Annotated in this window: 18 protein-coding genes; 7 read left to right on the top strand and 11 right to left on the bottom strand. The window is 64.1% G+C overall.

Annotated elements, in window-relative coordinates:
• The first annotated feature begins 7 nt into the window (after positions 1–7).
• The 5 genes from ccrA to ACWNZ3_RS05210 all read left to right on the top strand — a co-directional run bounded on the left by ccrA (position 8) and on the right by ACWNZ3_RS05210 (position 5,473).
• Positions 8–1,288 (top strand): crotonyl-CoA carboxylase/reductase, encoded by a 1,281-nt coding sequence (gene ccrA, locus ACWNZ3_RS05190; RefSeq protein ID WP_114274740.1) that lies wholly within the window; start codon positions 8–10, stop codon positions 1,286–1,288.
• Positions 1,289–1,658: 370 nt separating this feature from the next.
• The gene (locus ACWNZ3_RS05195; protein ID WP_269362178.1) at positions 1,659–2,378 is read left to right on the top strand and encodes a helix-turn-helix transcriptional regulator; all 720 of its coding nucleotides are present in this window, start codon (positions 1,659–1,661) and stop codon (positions 2,376–2,378) included.
• Between the two features lie 184 nt (positions 2,379–2,562).
• Positions 2,563–3,198: an acyl-homoserine-lactone synthase gene (locus ACWNZ3_RS05200; RefSeq protein ID WP_496901444.1), complete on the top strand. Its 636-nt coding sequence runs from the start codon at positions 2,563–2,565 to the stop codon at positions 3,196–3,198.
• Between the two features lie 41 nt (positions 3,199–3,239).
• On the top strand, positions 3,240–4,781 hold the full coding sequence (locus tag ACWNZ3_RS05205) for an ATP-dependent DNA helicase (protein WP_269362175.1): 1,542 nt from the start codon (positions 3,240–3,242) through the stop codon (positions 4,779–4,781).
• Complete coding sequence (locus ACWNZ3_RS05210; protein WP_274577047.1) at positions 4,778–5,473, top strand: SDR family oxidoreductase; 696 nt, start codon at positions 4,778–4,780, stop codon at positions 5,471–5,473. Before ACWNZ3_RS05205 ends, ACWNZ3_RS05210 begins: the two co-directional genes overlap by 4 nt.
• Positions 5,474–5,822: 349 nt before the next feature.
• Here the strand turns inward: ACWNZ3_RS05210 and ACWNZ3_RS05215 are convergent, their stop codons facing one another.
• A complete protein-coding gene (locus tag ACWNZ3_RS05215; RefSeq protein WP_496901445.1) occupies positions 5,823–6,590 on the bottom strand; it encodes a TIGR02186 family protein in 768 nt (255 codons plus the stop codon).
• Entirely contained in the window at positions 6,587–7,501 is a 915-nt protein-coding gene (locus ACWNZ3_RS05220; protein ID WP_269362169.1) for a sulfite exporter TauE/SafE family protein, read from the bottom strand. Before ACWNZ3_RS05220 ends, ACWNZ3_RS05215 begins: the two co-directional genes overlap by 4 nt.
• 172 nt (positions 7,502–7,673) lie before the next feature.
• On the opposite strand from ACWNZ3_RS05220, the gene ACWNZ3_RS05225 reads away from it, so the two are divergent.
• Positions 7,674–8,813 carry an endonuclease/exonuclease/phosphatase family protein gene (locus tag ACWNZ3_RS05225; protein ID WP_496901446.1) on the top strand — a complete coding sequence of 380 codons (1,140 nt, stop codon included), beginning with the start codon at positions 7,674–7,676 and terminating at the stop codon, positions 8,811–8,813.
• A gap of 121 nt (positions 8,814–8,934) precedes the next feature.
• Here ACWNZ3_RS05225 and ACWNZ3_RS05230 read toward each other — a convergent pair whose 3' ends face one another.
• The 7 genes from ACWNZ3_RS05230 to ACWNZ3_RS05260 all read right to left on the bottom strand — a co-directional run bounded on the left by ACWNZ3_RS05230 (position 8,935) and on the right by ACWNZ3_RS05260 (position 15,391).
• Positions 8,935–9,903 carry an ABC transporter permease gene (locus tag ACWNZ3_RS05230; RefSeq protein ID WP_274577051.1) on the bottom strand — a complete coding sequence of 323 codons (969 nt, stop codon included), beginning with the start codon at positions 9,901–9,903 and terminating at the stop codon, positions 8,935–8,937.
• Entirely contained in the window at positions 9,903–11,033 is a 1,131-nt protein-coding gene (locus tag ACWNZ3_RS05235; protein ID WP_269362164.1) for an ABC transporter permease, read from the bottom strand. The genes ACWNZ3_RS05230 and ACWNZ3_RS05235 overlap by 1 nt, the downstream gene beginning before the upstream one ends.
• Position 11,034: 1 nt before the next feature.
• A complete protein-coding gene (locus ACWNZ3_RS05240) occupies positions 11,035–12,660 on the bottom strand; it encodes an ABC transporter ATP-binding protein (RefSeq protein WP_496901447.1) in 1,626 nt (541 codons plus the stop codon).
• 4 nt (positions 12,661–12,664) lie between these two features.
• The gene (locus tag ACWNZ3_RS05245) at positions 12,665–13,660 is read right to left on the bottom strand and encodes a BMP family lipoprotein (protein WP_114274729.1); all 996 of its coding nucleotides are present in this window, start codon (positions 13,658–13,660) and stop codon (positions 12,665–12,667) included.
• Between the two features lie 126 nt (positions 13,661–13,786).
• Positions 13,787–14,215: a ribosomal protein S18-alanine N-acetyltransferase gene (rimI, locus tag ACWNZ3_RS05250; RefSeq protein WP_496901448.1), complete on the bottom strand. Its 429-nt coding sequence runs from the start codon at positions 14,213–14,215 to the stop codon at positions 13,787–13,789.
• Positions 14,212–14,838, bottom strand: a complete 627-nt coding sequence (gene tsaB / locus ACWNZ3_RS05255; protein WP_496901449.1) for a tRNA (adenosine(37)-N6)-threonylcarbamoyltransferase complex dimerization subunit type 1 TsaB — start codon at positions 14,836–14,838, stop codon at positions 14,212–14,214. The genes rimI and tsaB overlap by 4 nt, the downstream gene beginning before the upstream one ends.
• The gene (locus ACWNZ3_RS05260; protein ID WP_496901450.1) at positions 14,831–15,391 is read right to left on the bottom strand and encodes a NifU family protein; all 561 of its coding nucleotides are present in this window, start codon (positions 15,389–15,391) and stop codon (positions 14,831–14,833) included. Before ACWNZ3_RS05260 ends, tsaB begins: the two co-directional genes overlap by 8 nt.
• A 230-nt stretch (positions 15,392–15,621) precedes the next feature.
• On the opposite strand from ACWNZ3_RS05260, the gene ACWNZ3_RS05265 reads away from it, so the two are divergent.
• Positions 15,622–15,987 carry a hypothetical protein gene (locus ACWNZ3_RS05265; protein WP_496901451.1) on the top strand — a complete coding sequence of 122 codons (366 nt, stop codon included), beginning with the start codon at positions 15,622–15,624 and terminating at the stop codon, positions 15,985–15,987.
• Between the two features lie 17 nt (positions 15,988–16,004).
• Here ACWNZ3_RS05265 and ACWNZ3_RS05270 read toward each other — a convergent pair whose 3' ends face one another.
• Together ACWNZ3_RS05270 and ACWNZ3_RS05275 are read right to left on the bottom strand one after the other, a co-directional pair.
• Positions 16,005–16,463 carry a universal stress protein gene (locus ACWNZ3_RS05270; RefSeq protein ID WP_067296911.1) on the bottom strand — a complete coding sequence of 153 codons (459 nt, stop codon included), beginning with the start codon at positions 16,461–16,463 and terminating at the stop codon, positions 16,005–16,007.
• A gap of 92 nt (positions 16,464–16,555) precedes the next feature.
• Positions 16,556–17,431, bottom strand: coding sequence for a branched-chain amino acid aminotransferase (locus ACWNZ3_RS05275; RefSeq protein ID WP_269362155.1), 876 nt, complete (start codon positions 17,429–17,431; stop codon positions 16,556–16,558).
• Positions 17,432–17,433 lie beyond the last annotated feature (2 nt).

Genomic DNA, 17,433 nt, shown 5'->3' on the forward strand with positions numbered 1-17,433 from the left:
GGCCCGCATGGCACTCGACACGACCATCGCGCAATACGACGCACCTGAGAAGGACCTCTACGAGATGGGCGAAATGCCCCCGATGGGGTATGTTCCCAAACAGATGTATGCCTGGGCGATCCGCCGGGAACGTCACGGCGACCCGGACAAGGCCATGCTTCAGGAAGTGGTCGATGTGCCGAAGCTGGACAGCCAGGACGTGCTGGTCCTGGTGATGGCGGCGGGCATCAACTACAACGGGGTCTGGGCCGCGCGCGGTGTGCCGATCAGCCCCTTCGACGGCCACAAGCAGCCCTATCACATCGCGGGGTCGGATGCCTCCGGCATCGTCTGGGCCGTGGGCGACAAGGTCAAGCGCTGGAAAGTCGGGGATGAGGTGGTGATCCACTGCAACCAGGACGACGGCGATGACGAACATTGCAACGGCGGCGACCCGATGTATTCGCCCAGCCAGCGGATCTGGGGATACGAGACACCGGACGGGTCGTTCAGCCAGTTCACCCGCGTGCAGGCCCAGCAGCTGATGCCGCGTCCCAAGCATCTGACCTGGGAGGAATCGGCCTGCTATACCCTGACGCTGGCCACCGCCTACCGGATGCTCTTCGGCCACGAGCCGCATGACCTGAAACCGGGCCAGAACGTGCTGGTCTGGGGGGCGTCGGGCGGTCTGGGTTCCTATGCGATCCAGCTGATCAACACCGCCGGTGCCAATGCGATTGGCGTGATCTCGGATGAATCCAAACGCGACTTCGTGATGGATCTGGGGGCCAAGGGCGTGTTGAACCGCAAGGATTTCAACTGCTGGGGGCAATTGCCCACGGTGAACACCCCCGAATATGCCACCTGGTTCAAGGAGGCCCGCAAGTTCGGCGCGGCGATCTGGGAGATCACCGGCAAGGGCAACAATGTCGACATGGTGTTCGAACACCCCGGCGAGGCGACCTTCCCGGTGTCCACATTTGTGGTCAAAAAGGGCGGTATGGTTGTGATCTGCGCCGGCACCTCCGGTTTCAACCTGACCTTTGACGTGCGCTACATGTGGATGCACCAGAAGCGCCTGCAGGGCAGCCACTTTGCCCATCTGCAGCAGGCGGCCTCTGCCAACAAGCTGATGCTGGAGCGGCGGCTGGACCCCTGCATGTCGGAGGTCTTTACCTGGGCCGACCTGCCCGAGGCGCATATGAAGATGATGCGCAACGAGCATAAACCCGGCAACATGTCGGTGCTGGTGCAGGCGCCCACCACCGGGTTGCGCACCCTGGAGGACGCGCTGGACGCCCGCGGCTGATCGCGCGCCCCATTTCCGTCATTTCCGACGCCCGCGAATCACTCTCGATTCGCGGGCGTTTTCCGTTCCGGCACGGTGCCCTGTTTCATTCCGGGGGGTTGGCATTTCCGCCCCCCGCCATTTCTGGGGAGGGGAAAGCGGCGAATTTTCGTCAAAATCTCCTACATGCTATGATTGAATTAACCTACCATTAACCATTTGGAAGCGAGGCTGTGCATGCGTAGTGACTGGATTTTGGACGTTCTTGCCGACCTCAGGACTTTTGCCTTGTCAAGCAACCTGCCCGCCCTTGCGGAGCAACTGGATGACGCGGCGCTTGTGGCCATGGCCGAGATCGCCGCTCTGGAACAGGGAACGCAGGGTACGGTGAATGGTCAAGACACGGCAGATAGATTTCATAATGGAGGCGCTGGAGCAGGCTGACTCCCACGCCGGATTGCAAAGCGCGACGGAGGCGCTGCGCGATCTGCTGGGCATTGACCATGTGCTGTATCACTGGGTCGATTCAACCGGCGAACAATACGGCTGCGGCACCTATTCGGTCGCCTGGCAGGAACGTTACATCGCGCAGAATTATCTGCGCATTGATCCGGTGGTGCTGGGCTGTTTCCAGCGCTTTCACCCGGTCGACTGGAAACAGCTGGACTGGTCGTCCAAGACCGCAAGGGCGTTTTTCGCCGAAGCGCTGGAATATGGGGTCGGCAATCAGGGGCTGTCGGTGCCGCTGCGCGGCCCGAATGGCCAGTTCGCGCTGTTCACGATCAACCACAGCTGCATGGATGCGGAATGGGAGGCCTTTGTCGCGGAGCACCGGCACGAGCTGATCCTGATTGCGCATTTCCTGAACGAAAAGGCGCTGGAATTCGAACCGGACCGGCTGCCGGAAACCGCGCAGGCCCTGTCGCCGCGCGAGGTGGATGCGATGACCCTTCTCGCCGCCGGTCAGAGCCGCGCGCAGGTGGCCGACCAGTTGCAGATCTCGGAACATACGCTGCGGGTCTATATCGAAAGCGCGCGGTTCAAGCTGGGGGCGCTGAACACCACCCATGCGGTGGCACGGGCGTTGAGCCGGGGATTGATCGTGGTGTGATCCCGGGGGGGCGCGGGTACAGGGGGCGCTGCCCCCGCAGCCTTTGGCTGCCCCCCCGGGAATATTTAAGGCCAAAAAGAGTGAAAGGTGTTGCGCCTGTCCGGTGAGCGGCGTGCGCGGTGCCAGCGCTGTGTTAACGGGTCTGCGGCTAGGGCTTTGGCATCTTGTCAGAGCGGAGAAGCCCATGCTGCGTTACCTTTATGCCGATCAATTGCACCAGCACCCCCAACTGGCCCGGCAGATGTTCCGGGACCGGGCCGATCAGTTTCGCACCCGGCTGGGCTGGGAGGTGCAGGTCGATGCAGCGGGCGAGGAGCGGGATGCTTATGATGCGATGAACCCGCTTTATGTGATCTGGGAACAGGCGGATGGCAGCCATGGCGGGTCGATGCGGTTTCTGCCCACCACCGGGCCGGTGATGGTGAACGATCATTTCGCGCATCTGCTGTCGGGCCCGCTGCGCAGCCCGCTGATCTGGGAATGTACGCGGTTCTGTCTGGCGCGCAGGGCGGATGCCCATGTGGCGGCGGCGCTGATGCTGGGCGGCGGCGAGATCATGCGCGGCTTTGACATCCGGCATTTCGTCGGGGTCTTTGATGCGCGGATGGTGCGGATTTACCGGATGATCGGCTCCAGCCCCGAGATTCTGGGCAGTGCCGGGCAGGGGCGTGACAGGATCAGCGTGGGTCTGTGGCACTATAGCGAAGCGGCACAGGCGCAGGTGGCGCAGCGTGCCGGGATCAGCCCGGAGCAATCGCGGTTCTGGTTCGATCAGGCTTTTGGCAGCCGGATGCCCGTGGTTTTGCAGCAAAGCGCCTGAACCCGCTGGCCCCCGCTGGCGGGCTCGCCTAATGTCGGCGCATGACTCTGCCCAGCCTTACATATTCCGACGATCAGGCCACCGCCTATGACGGTGTGGCCGAGATGCTGCGCGGCGCCGGGATCGACCTGGAAGACAGCCTGCTGATGCCACCGCCCGGCGGGGCCGACCAGGTGATGGCGGTGACCGGCAAGGCGGGATCGGGCAAGACGCTGCTGCTGGCCGAGCTTTACAAGGCGCTGGAAGAGGCCGGGGTCGAGGTGGTCTCGGGCGATTACGAGAGCCGCAAGCGCCGCGACAAGCGCACGCTGGCGATTCTCGCGCCCACCAACAAGGCGGCCTCGGTGCTGCGGCTGCGCGGGGTGCCCGCGACCACGATTCACCGCATCCTCTATACCCCCGTCTATGACCCGGAATACGAGCGGATCGCGGAATGGCTGGCGGGCAATGGCGAACGGCCCGTGGATGTGGAGGGGCTGACGGAACTGGCGCTGGACCGCGCCGCGGCCTTTTATGCGGGCAACAAGTCGATCCCCGGCGCGCTGGCAGCGGCGGGGCTGCGCGGCTCAGATTTCATCACCGGCTGGAAACGGCGGGAGGAACCGCTGGACATCGGCTTTGTCGATGAGGCCTCGATGCTGGATGACAAGCAGTTCGAGGACCTGAAAGAGATTTTCCCGACCCTGCTGTTGTTCGGGGATCCGGCGCAGCTGGCGCCGGTGAACCAGTCCGGCACCATGGTATTCGAAAAATTGCCGCAAAAGCGGGTGATGAACCTGAACCGCATCTTCCGGCAGGATGCGGATAATCCGATCCTGGATCTGGCCCATGCGCTGGCTGATCCGGACCTCGGCTTTGAACAGTTCGAACGGATGGTGGAAGAAACCGCGCGCCGCGACGATCGCGTGGTCTGGGGTCAGCGGGTCGAGGTGGACCTGATGGCGCGGTCCCCGGTGCTGGTCTGGCGCAATGCCACGCGGATCCGGCTGATCAATGCTTTCCGCAACGTGCATGGCGCGCCGGAGGATGCGCTGCTGGAGGGCGAGCCGCTGATCTGCGACGGGCTGGAACTGCCGCTCAAGCACCGCAAGAAGCGGCTGGACCTGGAGGCGCGGGGTCTGATCAAGGGGGCGCAGGTGATCTACCTCGGCGCGGGGCGCAAGCCCGGCTTCAGCCGGTTGCACGTGATGGGGGCAGAGGACCCGCAGGTGAGCGCCGCCAGCATCGTGAAAATTGAAAAACCGGATGAGGAAGAACCCTTCATCCCCTTTGCCGCGCGCATGGGGGCGACCTTTCTGCATGGGGCCGCGGTGACCATTCACAAGGCGCAGGGCAGCCAGTGGGAAACGGTGCAGGTCTTTGCCCCCGATCTCTACGCCGCCGCGCGCATGGGCCGGATGGAGGCGGGGCAGCCGCTGTGGAAGCGGCTGGCCTATGTGGCCATCACCCGCGCGCAGGAGCGGCTGATCTGGGTGGTGCGCAACCGGTTGTCGAAACCCGGCGGGCCGCTGGTGGTGGACGACCTGCGCAGCCAGCCTGTGGCACCCCTGTCGCTTGAAACCACCACGGAGGATTTCGGATGAAGAGCATCATTGTCACCGGCGCCAGTTCCGGGATCGGCCGGGCCACGGCGGAGCTGTTCCTGGAAAAGGGCTGGCGCGTGGGGCTGATCGCGCGGCGGGCGGAGCTGCTGGCGGAGATGGCGAAGGCCCATGCCAATGCGGTGGCCCTGCCTGCGGATGTCACCGATGCCGGTGCCATGGCCGCGGCCTTCGACACTTTCGGCAGGCTGGACGTCCTGTTCAACAATGCGGGCAGCTTTGGCAAGGCAGGCCCGATTGACGAGATCCCGCTGGAAAACTGGGAGCAGGTGCTGGGCGTCAACCTGCATGGCATGTTCATCGCGGCAAGGCTGGCCTTTGGCGCGATGCGGGCGCAGGGCGGCGGGCGGATCATCAACAACGGCTCGCTCTCGGCCCATGTGCCGCGCCCCGGATCGGTCTGCTATACCACCACGAAACACGCCATCACCGGGCTGACCCGGTCGCTGTCGCTGGACGGGCGGCCCTTTGGCATCGCCTGTGGCCAGATCGACATAGGCAATGCGGAAACCGATATGGTGGCGGCGCTGAAGGTGGATAATCCGCAGATGGACACGATGGAGGTGCGGCATGCGGCGGCCTCGGTCCTGCATATGGCGGAACTGCCGCCGGAGGCGAATGTGCAGTTCCTGACGGTGATGGCGACGAACATGCCCTTTATCGGGCGCGGCTAGGGGCGACCAATGGGTGTCACCCTTTGTGCCGCCGTTCTGCGGTGCCTGCGCAGGAGAGAGCTCTGTGGTGTCGCGGTGGAACGACATCATCCTTCTGCAAATGAAGACATGTCAAAAATGACATGTCTTCATTTGCAGATACGCGGTCGGGGGAAAGGCAGGGTTGCCTGAATGCCGGTGTCGGCGCGCAGGCGTTTCACCTGCGGCTGCGCTCCAAACCCCGGGTCAGGAAGTTTCGCTGAATCAAGAAACGCGGCCTCAGAGATTTTCGAATTGCCCAATAGCCTCGGTCGAAATACCTGAAACACCAGGCATGAGGTAACGCGAGTCAGGTTTTTCACATGACGCTTTAGCGGCGCAACATGTTGAAGATGGCGGAGGCGCCCCAGCCTGCGCCGATGGCGATGACCAGCGACATCAGCCCGTAGAGCAGGGCGTTTTCCCGCGACAGGTTGAACAGCCAGCGTTCCAGGCCGACCTTGCGCACGTCGATGACGGTGTCGTATCTGGCCACGACCCTGCCGGCCCGTGTCAGGAAGATGCGGGCGGCATAATCGCCCTCTGTCAGGGCGGCGGGCAGGCGCACGGCGGCGCGGAACAGCGTGTCTTCATCCAGTTTCACACCGCCCTCGATCACCTGGTACTGATCGGAGCGGGTGCGGATGCGGATCAGCGCTTCGGTAAAAAGCGTGGCATTGGAGATATGCATCGGCGCGCCGACAGAGCGGATCGCGCGGGGGATGGAGATCTTGTGGCGCAGGTCCTCGACACGGGTCAGGACGCGGTTCAGCGGCCCGGAGGTGACAACGGCATAGTAGCTGGGCGCGCGGTCGACCTCGACCGCATCGGTGTTGAGCCAGATGCCGAATTTCTTTTCCTTGCGCCGCACCAGCACCGGGACAGAAGGGCCGGAGACGGTCACGACCACCCCGAGCGGGCCGATGTCCGGCGGCGGGGCGTCGCGTTTGACCGCGCCATAGACCAGGATTTCGGAGCCGTCGAAATTGGTGGTGATGGAGACTTCGGCCTGGCTGAGGCCCAGCACGATCTCCTCTTCCTGGGCGGAGAGGGACATGGGCATCAGCAGGGACACCAGGGTGGCGACCAGACGCATCATGTCAGTTTCACCGGGGAAATGGAGTAAAGCTCTGCCGGTTCCAGCAGCAGTTCGAGCGCCAGTTTGCCGCAGACCACCAGCACCAGCAGGGCCAGCAGGATGCGCAATTGCTCGGCCTTCATCTTGACCCCGATGCGGGTGCCGACCTGGGCACCGATCACCCCGCCGATCAGCAGCAGCACCGCCAGCACCACATCGACGGTATAGTTGGTGGTGGCATGCAGCATGGTGGTGAAGGCGGTGACGAAGATGATCTGGAACAGCGATGTGCCGATCACCACCTTGGTGGGCATGCCCAGCAGGTAGATCATGGCAGGCACCATGATGAAGCCGCCGCCGACCCCCATGATCGCGGCGAGAATGCCAACCAGAACCCCCACCATCAGCGGCGGAATCACCGAGATATACAGCCCCGAGATCCGGAAGCGCATCTTGAAGGGCAGCCCGTGTACCCAGTTGTGTTTCTTGCGCGGTGCAAGTTTGCCTTTCCTGACATTGCGCAAGGCACGCAGGGATTCCGCGAACATCAGCGCGCCGATGATCCCCAGAAAGACGACGTAGAACAGCCGGACCAGCAGATCCACCTGGCCAAGCGACCTGAGATAGTTGAACAGGATGATCCCCAGCGCGGCCCCCACCAGCCCGCCGATCAGCAGCACCGATCCCATGCGCAGGTCCACCGTGCGTCGCCTGAAATGGGCCAGTACCCCGGAAAAGGAGGATGCGACGATCTGCGTGGCGCCGGTGGCAACCGCCACGGCGGGGGGGATGCCGATGAAGAACAGCAGCGGGGTGAGGAGAAAACCGCCCCCCACACCAAACATGCCCGAGAGCACGCCGACCAGCCCGCCCAGTCCCAGCACGAGGAAAGCATTGACCGAGACTTCTGCAATGGGGAGGTAGATTTGCATGCGCTCCATTAGCGCAGGTCATTTGACAAAATCAACTGTCCTCGCTGCTGCGCAGCAATAAGGACCGATGAAATGCAACGATCTGGCCCTATGTGGGGGGGTGAAATTCAACCTGAGGTTTGGTGCGGATTCGTGTTATCCTGCGGCCATTCAAAGCCAAGGGATTATCCAGATGCGTATTGCCGCCTATAACGTCGAGAACCTGTTCGACCGCGCCCGTGTGTTCAACGACGACAGTGGCAGCCACCAGCAGGTTCTGGATGCCCATGCCGAGATCAACACGCTTTTCGAAAAGCCGGTCTATTCGGAGGCCGACAAGGCGCGGATGCTGGAACTGCTGAGCATGCTGGGGATGCTGAATGACAACGAGGGCCCCTTTGTGCGCCTGCGCAAGATCCGCGGCCAGCTGATCCGGCGTCCGCGCGACCGCAGCAAGCCGCGTGAGATCGTGGCGGCGGGGCGCGAGGACTGGATCGGCTGGGTCGAGCTGAAGACCGAAACCGTGGATGCCACCGCGATCCTGCTGACCGCCCGGGTGATCTTTGATGCCGGGGCGGATGTGCTGGCGATGATCGAGGCAGAGAGCCGTCCGGTGCTGAAGACCTTTCAGGAGATCATGGCCAGGAAGCTGAACCTGCCGGAGACCTATGCCCATGTGATGCTGATCGACGGCAATGACCAGCGCGGCATTGACGTGGGGCTTGCCACCCGCGCGGGTTTTCCCATCGGGCGGGTGCGCAGCCATGCGGATGACCGCAGGCCGGACGGCAATGCGATTTTCAGCCGCGATTGCCCGGAATACGAGGTTACGACCCCGTCGGGGGCGGTGATCATGGTGCTGGCCAACCATTTCAAGAGCAAGTTTGGTGGCAATGATCCCACCTCGCGGGCCAGGCGGCTGGGGCAGGCGCAGGCGGTGGCGGGTTATTACCGACGGCTGCGCGACGAGGGGTTTGAACATATCGTGGTGCTGGGGGATCTGAACGACACGCCCGACAGCGCGGAGCTGGCGCCGCTGCTGGCCAGTGATCTGCGCGATGTGTCGGAACATCCCAATTTCACCGAGTTCGCCTTCAATGCCAACAACGGGCAGCGCGGGATCGGGACCTATGCCCTGGGCAACGACGATGACAAGATCGACTATCTGCTGTTGTCGCCCGCACTGTTTGACCGGGTGACCGGCGGGGGGATTTTCCGCAAGGGCGCATGGCCCGGGTCGCGCCCGCCGCGCTGGGAGGTCTATGCGGAGCTGACGGCGCGGCATCACGCGGCGTCGGACCATCATCTGATCTGGGCCGACATCGACATTTGAGCGGCGGCACCGAATTATTGGAATAATTCGGACCGGAGTTTTGCAAAACTCCGGCACCCCGAGGTGTCAGCGCGCGCAGGGACGGCGGGATTGGATATTTGGGGCCAAAAAGAGCAGGGGCTCAGCGTTCCTTGACATAGGGTTCGCCCCCGGCGCGCGGCGGGATCGCCTTGCCCACGAAACCGGCGAGGATGACAACCGTCATGACATAGGGCAGCCCGCCCAGCAGGGGGCCGGGCACCTTGAGGCCGATCACCGCCTGGATCACGTCGGGGCGGGTTTCCAGCGCGCCGAAGAGCCCGAAGAGCAGGGTTGCCCAGAGCGCGTACCAGGGCCGCCATTTGGCAAAGATCAGCGCGGCCAGGGCGATGAAACCGCGGCCTGCGGACATGTCCTTGACGAAGCCCGCCTGCAGCGCGGTGCTGAGGTAGGCGCCCGCAATGCCGCAGAGCACGCCGCAGATCATCACGGCGGCATAGCGCAGCCCGACAACCGAGACACCGGCGGTATCGACGGCGGCGGGGTTTTCCCCCACCGCGCGCAGGCGCAACCCGAAGCGGGTGCGGAACAGCACCCACCAGGTCAGCGGCACGGCGAGGAAGGCGATATAGACCAGCACCGAATGGCCCGAGATCAGATCGGCATAAAGCGGGCCGATCACCGGCACATCGGCCAGGGCCTCGGCCCCGGGCAGGGTGATCCCCTCGAAGCGGGCATTGCCGGCCAGCGGCGGGGTGCGTCCGCCTTGGCGGAACCAGTCCTGGGCGATCAGCACCGTCATGCCGGCGGCCAGGGCATTGATCGCGACGCCCGAAATCAGCTGGTTGCCGCGAAAGGTGATGGAGGCGACCCCGTGGATGCCCGCCAGCACCAGCGAGGCCGCGATGCCGCCCATCAGGCCGATCCAGGCCGATCCGGTCAGCGAGGCGACGGCGGCGGTGAAGAAGGCGGCGGCCAGCATCTTGCCTTCCAGCCCGATGTCGAAGATGCCCGCACGTTCGCTGAACAGGCCCGCAAGGCAGGCCAGCAGCAGCGGCGTGGCAAAGCGCACGGTGGAATCGAGCAGTTGGATGAGGGTGGTGTAATCCATTATTTCGCAGGCTCCGCCGGTTTGCGTTCGGGGCCGGGCGCGCGGCGCAGGCGGGCGGCGAGGAACATGCGTTCAAGCGGCATCCGCACCATGTTGTCCAGCGCCCCGGTGAACAGGATCACCAGCGCCTGGATCACCACGATCAATTCGCGCGGGATGCTGGTCCAGAGCGCCAGTTCGGCACCGCCCTGGTAGAGAAAGCCAAAGAGGATCGCGGCGATCACCACGCCCACCGGGTGGCTGCGCCCCATCAGCGCCACGGCGATGCCGATGAAACCTGCCCCCTCGGTCGAGTTCAGCAGCAGTTTCTCGCTTTCGCCCATGACGGTGTTCACCCCCATCAGCCCGGCCAGCCCGCCCGAAATCAGCATGGTGATCACAGTGATGCGCACCGGGTTGATGCCTGCGTATTTCGCTGCCGATTCCGAATGGCCGAAGGCGCGGATCTCGTAGCCCAGCCTGGTGCGCCACATCAGCACCCAGACTGCCACGGCGCTGGCCAGGGCGATCAGGAAGGTGACGTTCACGCTGTCGTCCTTGGAGGCCTTGATGCCCATGCCGGTCAGCACGGAATTCAGCGTCGGCAGGTCAAGATGGTCGGCAAAGCGCGCGCTGGAAGGATCGGCCTGGCCCACGGGTTTGAGGAATTCGTTCAGCAGATAGATCAGCAGGGCGGAGGCGATGAAGTTGAACATGATCGTGGTGATCACGATATGGCTGCCGCGTCTGGCCTGCAGGTAGGCCGGGATGAAGGCCCATGCCGCCCCAAAGACCGCAGCCCCCAGCGCGGCGGCAATCAGACCGATGGTCCAGTGCGGCCAGGGGATGAACAGCAACGCCAGCGCCACGCCAAGACCGCCCAGCATCGCCTGACCCTCGCCGCCGATGTTGAAGAGCCGCGCATGGAAGGCCACGGCAACCGCAAGCCCGGTAAAGATGAAATTCGTCGCGTAATAAAGCGTATAGCCCCAGCCGCGCACCGATCCGACGGCCCCTTCGACCATCAGCCTGGTCGCCGCCACCGGGTCTTCGCCGATGGCCAGGATCACCAGCGCCGAGATGATCGCCGCCAGCAGGAGCGAGATCAGCGGGACAAGGACCACTTCGGCCCATTTTGGCATCACGTCCATGTCAGATTCCCTTTTCCGCAGCGTGGACATGGGCGAGGTTGGCTTCGATCTCTTCCACGGAATGCGCGTGTTCTGTGTCGGTGATGCCGGCCATCAGCAGGCCCAGTTCCGCCTCATTGGTCTGGTCGGGCAGGCGTTCGCCCATGATGCGGCCGTCGAACATCACCGCGATGCGGTCGGACAGGGCGAGGATTTCCTCAAGCTCGACCGAGACCAGCAGGATCGCCTTGCCCTGATCGCGCAGGGCGACGACCTGTTGGTGGATGAATTCGATGGCGCCGATGTCCACGCCGCGCGTGGGCTGGCCGATCAGCAGCAGGTCGGGGTTCCGCTCGATCTCGCGGGCGAGCACGACCTTTTGCTGGTTGCCGCCGGAGAAATTCTTGGCCGCCAGCCGCGGGTTCGGGGGGCGCACGTCGAAACGTTCCATTTTCCCGGCGGTATCGGCGCGGATCGCGGCGTTGTTCATCAGGATGCCGCTGCGGTAGGCGGGATCGTCGTGATAGCCGAAGGCGGTGTTTTCCCAGGCCTGGAAATCCATGATCAGCCCTTCGCGCTGGCGGTCTTCGGGCACATGGGCGATGCCGTTCCTGCGCCGGGTCTTGCCGTCGGACTGGCGGCCCGTCAGGTCCAGCGGCTGGCCGTTCAGCATGACCTTGCCCTGACCGGTCTGCATGCCGCCCAGCACTTCGAGCAGTTCCGACTGCCCGTTGCCCGCGACGCCCGCGATGCCGACGATCTCTCCGGCGCGGACCTGCAGGTCGATGCCGCGCAGGCGTTCCACCTTGTGTTCGTCGATGACCCGCAGGCCCTGCACGTCCAGCACGACATCGCCCGGTGTGGCGGGGGTTTTATCCACCCGCAACAGGACCTTGCGGCCCACCATCAGTTCGGCGAGTTCAGCGGGGGAGGTCTCCGCGGTCTTGACCGTGGCGGTCATTTCGCCGCGCCGCATGACGCTGACGGTATCGGTGATCTCCATGATCTCGCGCAGCTTGTGGGTGATCAGGATGATCGTCTTGCCCTCTTCGCGCAGCCGGGCGAGGATGCGGAACAGCTGATCCGCCTCTGCCGGGGTCAGCACGCCGGTGGGTTCGTCCAGGATCAGGATATCGGCCTGCCGGTAGAGCGCCTTGAGGATTTCCACCCGCTGCTGCATGCCGACGCCGATGTCTTCGATGCGGGCGTCCGGGTCCACGTTCAGCCCGTAATCCGCCGCCAGTTCCACCAGCGCGCGGCGCGCCTTGGCCAGCGAGGGTTTGAGCATGCGCCCGTCTTCGGCCCCCAGAATGATGTTTTCGAGGACGGTAAAATTTTCAACCAGTTTGAAGTGCTGGAACACCATGCCGATGCCGCTGGCGATGGCCGCCTGGCTGTCGGTGATATTGGCCTTGCGGCCGGAGATGAAGATTTCGCCCCTGTCAGCCTTGTAGAAGCCGTAGAGGATCGACATCAGCGTGGATTTGCCCGCGCCGTTTTCGCCGATGATGCCGTGGATCGTGCCGGGCATCACGCGGATGGAAATGTCCTTGTTTGCCTGGACCGGGCCGAAAGCCTTGGAAATGCCCTTCAGCTCGATGGCCGGGGCAGCCGTCTCCGGCTGCCCCGTGTTCTTGTCCGCTTCCATGCGCTTAGAAGTCCAGCGCCGGGCAGGTGTCGTCGGACATGTAGTCGTGGACCTGAAGCGAGCCATCCGCAATTTGTGCCGCTGCGGCGTCCACGGCGGTCTGCATCTCTTCGGTCACCAGGTCGGCGTTGTTTTCGTCCATCGCATAGCCGATGCCGCCATTGGCAACACCCATGACGTTAAAGCCCTTTTCCATGCCGGGGCCGTCGGTGAAGGCCTGATAGACCGCGTTGTCGACGCGCTTGAGCATGGAGGTCAGGACCTTGCCGGGGTGCAGGTGGTTCTGGTTGCTGTCCACACCGATGGAGAGGATCCCCTCATCGGCGGCGGTCTGCAGAACGCCCACGCCGGTGCCGCCCGCAGCAGCATAGACCACGTCGGCACCCTGGGAGATCTGCGCCTTGGTCAGTTCGGAGCCTTTCACCGGGTCGTTCCAGGCGGCGGGTGTGGTGCCGGTCATGTTGGCGACGACTGTTGCATCCGGATTGGCCGCCTTGACGCCCTGTGCATAGCCGCAGGCGAACTTGCGGATCAGCGGGATGTCCATGCCGCCGATGAAGCCGACGGTGTTCGATTCGGAGGCCATGGCCGCCATCATGCCGACCAGATAGGACCCTTCGTGTTCGTTGAACACGACGGAGCGGACGTTGGGCTGATCCACCACCATGTCGATGATCGCGAAATCGGTTTCGGGATAATCGGGCGCGACCTGGCTCAGCACGTCACCAAAGGCAAAGCCGGTCATCACGATGGGATTGTTGCCCGCTTCGGCGAAACGGCGCAGGGCTTGTTCGCGCTGCGCTTCGGATTGCAGTTCGATTTCGCGGAAGGTGCCGCCGGTTTCCTCGGCCCAACGCTGCGCACCGCCAAAAGCAGCTTCGTTGAAGCTTTTGTCGAATTTGCCGCCAAGGTCAAAGATCAGTGCGGGTTCGGCCAGTGCGGCACCGGCGCAAAGCGCGGTGGCGGCGACGGCACCCATGAATTTGGTCATAAGGGTCATATCAGTCTCCCAGTTTTTCATGTTGGGGCGGGGCGCCTGTGGCACCCTGCCCAAGATCAGATGATCAGGATCAATTTAGGGCGCAGGCAGGGGGGAGGGTCAACAGCTTTCTGTGGCCATGGGGGCTTAATCGCGGAGCTTACCGTACGGAAGGTAGCGCTGCATGATCAGGGCGTCGGCATTCGGGCCGGGGGTGCGGCGGTAATAGCCCGGGCGCGTGCTGATCACCGCAAAGCCGTGGCGCTGATAGAGCGCGCGGGCCGGGGTGTTGTCGGCGGCAACCTCAAGAAAGGCAGTGGCGGCGCGGGTTTCAAGCCGGGTGAGCCAGCTTTGCATCAGGCTGTCCCCGATGCCCTGGCGCTGGTGTGCGGGGTCCACCGCCAGGGTCAGCAATTCGGCCTCGTCCAGGATCAGCCGGGTCAGGGCAAAACCATGCGGATGGGGCAGCAGGATGACATGCGGGCTGTCCAGAAGGCCGGCCATTTCGGTGGCGGACCAGGGGCGCTCATGGGTAAAGGCCGCCGCGTGCAATTCTGCCAGCCGTGCCGGGGTCATGGCAGGATGGTCGGCGGGGCGTCGCGGGCCGGGGCGGCATCGGCAGGCCGCAGGTAGAGCGGGGCGGGCCGTTGCGTGGTGGTGGCATGGCGGCGGGCCGCAAAACGGGCGATGGCCTCGGCCACCGGGTGGATCGGGGGCTGGCCGCCCGCGCCGATCAGCGGGCCGTCGAATGCGGGCAATGCGGTGCTGTCGAACAGCGCCGGGGTCTGAGAAAGTGACGGGTTTTCAAAGATTTGCAGATAGACCTGCCCGCGCCGTGCATCGACGGCGCAGGCGCAGGGGCCACTTGTGCCATGGCGCAGGGCGTCAAAGTTCGACACGCCGACCGCCGGAATGCCCAGACCCAGCGCAAGGCCCCGCGCGGCGGAAACGCCGATGCGGATGCCGGTGAAATTGCCCGGCCCGATGCCCACGCCGATGGCGTCCAGATCGCTGTAGCTATAGCCTGCGCTTTCCAGCACCCCGGCGCAGAGGTCCATCAGGCGCTCTGCCTGGCCCTTGGCCATGTCTTCATGCACCGAGGCGAGGATCCGGTCACCCGACAGCAAAGCGGCCGCGCAATGCGCGGCCGATGTGTCGAATGCCAGTACCAAAGGCCCTGCGCCGTGGTTGTCAGGCAACCGGACGCACCTCTGTCACTTCGGGGATGTAATGGCGCAGCAGGTTCTCGATCCCCATCTTGAGGGTCAGGGTGGAGGAGGGGCAGCCCGCGCAGGCGCCTTGCATGTGCAGGTAGACCACGCCCCGGTCGAAGCCGTGGAAGGTGATGTCGCCGCCGTCCTGCGCCACGGCAGGGCGCACGCGGCTGTCCAGCAACTCTTTGATCTGGCCGACGATTTCGCCGTCTTCACCGGTGTGATCCGCATGGCCGGAGGTGGCCTTGTGATCCTCGGCCATGACGCTGTCACCGGATTGGTAATGTTCCATGATCGCGCCGAGCAGGGCGGGTTTCACATGATCCCATTCCACCGCGTCCGCCTTTGTCACCGTCACGAAGTCGGTGCCGAAAAAGACGCCGATCACCCCGTCGACCGCAAAAAGCCGTGTTGCCAGCGGCGAGGTCTGCGCCGTATCCGCTGTCGGGAAATCGGCTGTGCCCATCTCAAGCACGGACTGGCCCGGCAGGAATTTCAGCGTCGCGGGGTTCGGCGTGGATTCGGTCTGGATAAACATGGTTTTCCCTATCTCTGGTTATCATAGATATGCGGGTTGAGGGCCGCCAAGTCAAGATGTCTGGAATGATTCTAAATCGGGCGCACCGCCCCGGCGGGCTGCGCGATCAGCGGGCGGGCGGTGCCGAAATAGTGTTTTGAGTTCCCTCCGAACAGGCGTATTTCCATGCCCATCGGGACATGAGTCGCGGGCACGCCCGCACTGCACTGTCCCTTTTCATGGAGAAGGAAATGGACATTATTCTGGGCCTGAGCGCGGCAAGCGTGACGGTCTTGATGTTTTGCTGGGCCTACAGCGCGCATCGGCGTGCGGAACCGGCCCGCTGGACCCGTCTGCCGGGGCTCAGCATGTTGACCTGTGTGGTGCTGACCATGCTTGGCCCGCTCAGCCTGGGCCTGTTTGTCAGGGCAGTGCTTGCGCCGGGCAGGGCGGTGGAGAGCTTCAGCCTCGAAGCGGCGCTTGTCGCCCTGGCGCTGATGGCGCTGGCGGCGCTGATCGGGCCTGTGATGTTGCGCAGCGCAAGGCGCCCCGCAGCACCAAGGGGCCAGAACCTCAATCGGGCCCCTGCCGCCGCCAAGGTGCGTTCGGCGGCCTGATCGCGAAAAGGGGCGGCTCAGCTGATCGCTTCGAGCCGCTCCTTGCTCATGTCGCCGGGGACGATGGTGACTGGCACCGGCAGTGACCCCGCCGAACGCGACATCTGGGTCACCAGCGGTCCGGGCCCCTTTTTCTTGTCCGCAGAGGCCCCGAGGACCAGGACGCCGATGTCGGAATCCTCGGCGATATGGGCGATGATCTCATCCGTCGGCTCGCCCTCGCGGATGACCAGGTCAGGGTCCACGCCCTGCTTGTCGCGCATCCATTTGGCAAAGACCTCGAAATGGACCTCGATCCGCTCGCGGGCTTCCTGACGCATGATGTCGCCCACGCCGATCCAATGGTTGAACTCGTCCGGCGGAATCACCGCCAGAACGGTCACGCCGCCACCTGTGCGCGCGGCGCGCAACGCCGCGAAACGCATCGCGTTAAGGCATTCGGTGCTGTCGTCCAGCACCACGAGGAACTTGCGCATCTGGGTCTCCCTTACAGGCGCGATCATGACCCCTGGGGCAGAACAGGGCAATCGCAAACTGTGGCTTGTCGGATCGGGTCGTGCCTGTCGGCCTAGGCCTGCGACGCGGCCCAATCCCAATACAGCGCCCGCGCGCGCCGGGTGACCGGGTTGGCGTTGGGGCCGATTTCATAGGTGGTGTCATCAAAGGCGCTGACCGGCGTGACCTTCATCATGTTGCCCGAGAGGAATACCTCGTCGGCGGCATGGAAATCCTCGAACGACAGCACGGTTTCATGTACTTTCAGGCCATCGGCCCTGAGGTTGGAGATGTGCCGCGCGCGGGTGATCCCGGCCAGGAAGGTGCCGTTGGGGATGGGGGTGAAGACCTCGCCGTCCCTGACCATGAAGATATTGGCGGTCGCGGTTTCCGCGACATTGCCCATCGCATCCGCGACCAGCGCGTTGCCAAAGCCTTTTGAGCGCGCCTCGTTAAGCATCCGGGCATTGTTGGGGTAAAGACAGCCCGCCTTGGCGTTGACCACATTGTCCTCCAGCACGGGGCGGCGGAACCGGGTGCGGGTGAGGGTTGTGGCCGCTTCCGGCGGGGCCATCGGAATTTCCTCAAGCGAGATGGCAAAGCCGGTGGCACCGGCGCGCGGCACGACGCCCAGGTCGTCGCCTTCCAGCGCCCAGTACATCGGCCGGATATAGACCGACTGGTCCCTGCCATAGCTTTCCAGGCCTTCGCGGATCAGCGCGACCATCGTGTCGGGTTCCACTGTGGGGGTGATCATCAGCGCGGCGGCAGAGCGGTTGACGCGGGCGCAGTGCTTGTCGAGGTCGGGCGACATCCCGTCGAACAACCGCGCGCCGTCGAATACGGTGGTGCCCAGCCAGGCGCCATGGTCCGCCGCGTTCATGATCATGCGGTCGCCGTCATGCCACTGGCCGTTGAAATAGGTCTTGATGTTGGTGCCGGTGGCCATGC

The organism is Sulfitobacter sp. IGS-18, assembly GCF_059628195.1.

Excerpts from the sequence above, each read along its gene's own strand:
- ccrA (WP_114274740.1), top strand. The coding sequence starts at position 8 with ATGGCACTCGACACGACCATCGCGCAATACGACGCACCTGAGAAGGAC.
- ACWNZ3_RS05205 (WP_269362175.1), top strand. The coding sequence starts at position 3,240 with ATGACTCTGCCCAGCCTTACATATTCCGACGATCAGGCCACCGCCTAT.
- ACWNZ3_RS05220 (WP_269362169.1), bottom strand. The coding sequence starts at position 7,501 with ATGCAAATCTACCTCCCCATTGCAGAAGTCTCGGTCAATGCTTTCCTC.
- ACWNZ3_RS05275 (WP_269362155.1), bottom strand. The coding sequence starts at position 17,431 with ATGGCCACCGGCACCAACATCAAGACCTATTTCAACGGCCAGTGGCAT.
- ACWNZ3_RS05200 (WP_496901444.1), top strand. The coding sequence starts at position 2,563 with ATGCTGCGTTACCTTTATGCCGATCAATTGCACCAGCACCCCCAACTG.
- ACWNZ3_RS05245 (WP_114274729.1), bottom strand. The coding sequence starts at position 13,660 with ATGACCCTTATGACCAAATTCATGGGTGCCGTCGCCGCCACCGCGCTT.
- ACWNZ3_RS05265 (WP_496901451.1), top strand. The coding sequence starts at position 15,622 with ATGGACATTATTCTGGGCCTGAGCGCGGCAAGCGTGACGGTCTTGATG.
- ACWNZ3_RS05270 (WP_067296911.1), bottom strand. The coding sequence starts at position 16,463 with ATGCGCAAGTTCCTCGTGGTGCTGGACGACAGCACCGAATGCCTTAAC.
- rimI (WP_496901448.1), bottom strand. The coding sequence starts at position 14,215 with ATGACCCCGGCACGGCTGGCAGAATTGCACGCGGCGGCCTTTACCCAT.
- ACWNZ3_RS05230 (WP_274577051.1), bottom strand. The coding sequence starts at position 9,903 with ATGGATTACACCACCCTCATCCAACTGCTCGATTCCACCGTGCGCTTT.
- ACWNZ3_RS05225 (WP_496901446.1), top strand. The coding sequence starts at position 7,674 with ATGCGTATTGCCGCCTATAACGTCGAGAACCTGTTCGACCGCGCCCGT.
- ACWNZ3_RS05210 (WP_274577047.1), top strand. The coding sequence starts at position 4,778 with ATGAAGAGCATCATTGTCACCGGCGCCAGTTCCGGGATCGGCCGGGCC.
- ACWNZ3_RS05215 (WP_496901445.1), bottom strand. The coding sequence starts at position 6,590 with ATGATGCGTCTGGTCGCCACCCTGGTGTCCCTGCTGATGCCCATGTCC.
- ACWNZ3_RS05240 (WP_496901447.1), bottom strand. The coding sequence starts at position 12,660 with ATGGAAGCGGACAAGAACACGGGGCAGCCGGAGACGGCTGCCCCGGCC.
- ACWNZ3_RS05260 (WP_496901450.1), bottom strand. The coding sequence starts at position 15,391 with ATGTTTATCCAGACCGAATCCACGCCGAACCCCGCGACGCTGAAATTC.
- ACWNZ3_RS05235 (WP_269362164.1), bottom strand. The coding sequence starts at position 11,033 with ATGGACGTGATGCCAAAATGGGCCGAAGTGGTCCTTGTCCCGCTGATC.
- ACWNZ3_RS05195 (WP_269362178.1), top strand. The coding sequence starts at position 1,659 with ATGGTCAAGACACGGCAGATAGATTTCATAATGGAGGCGCTGGAGCAG.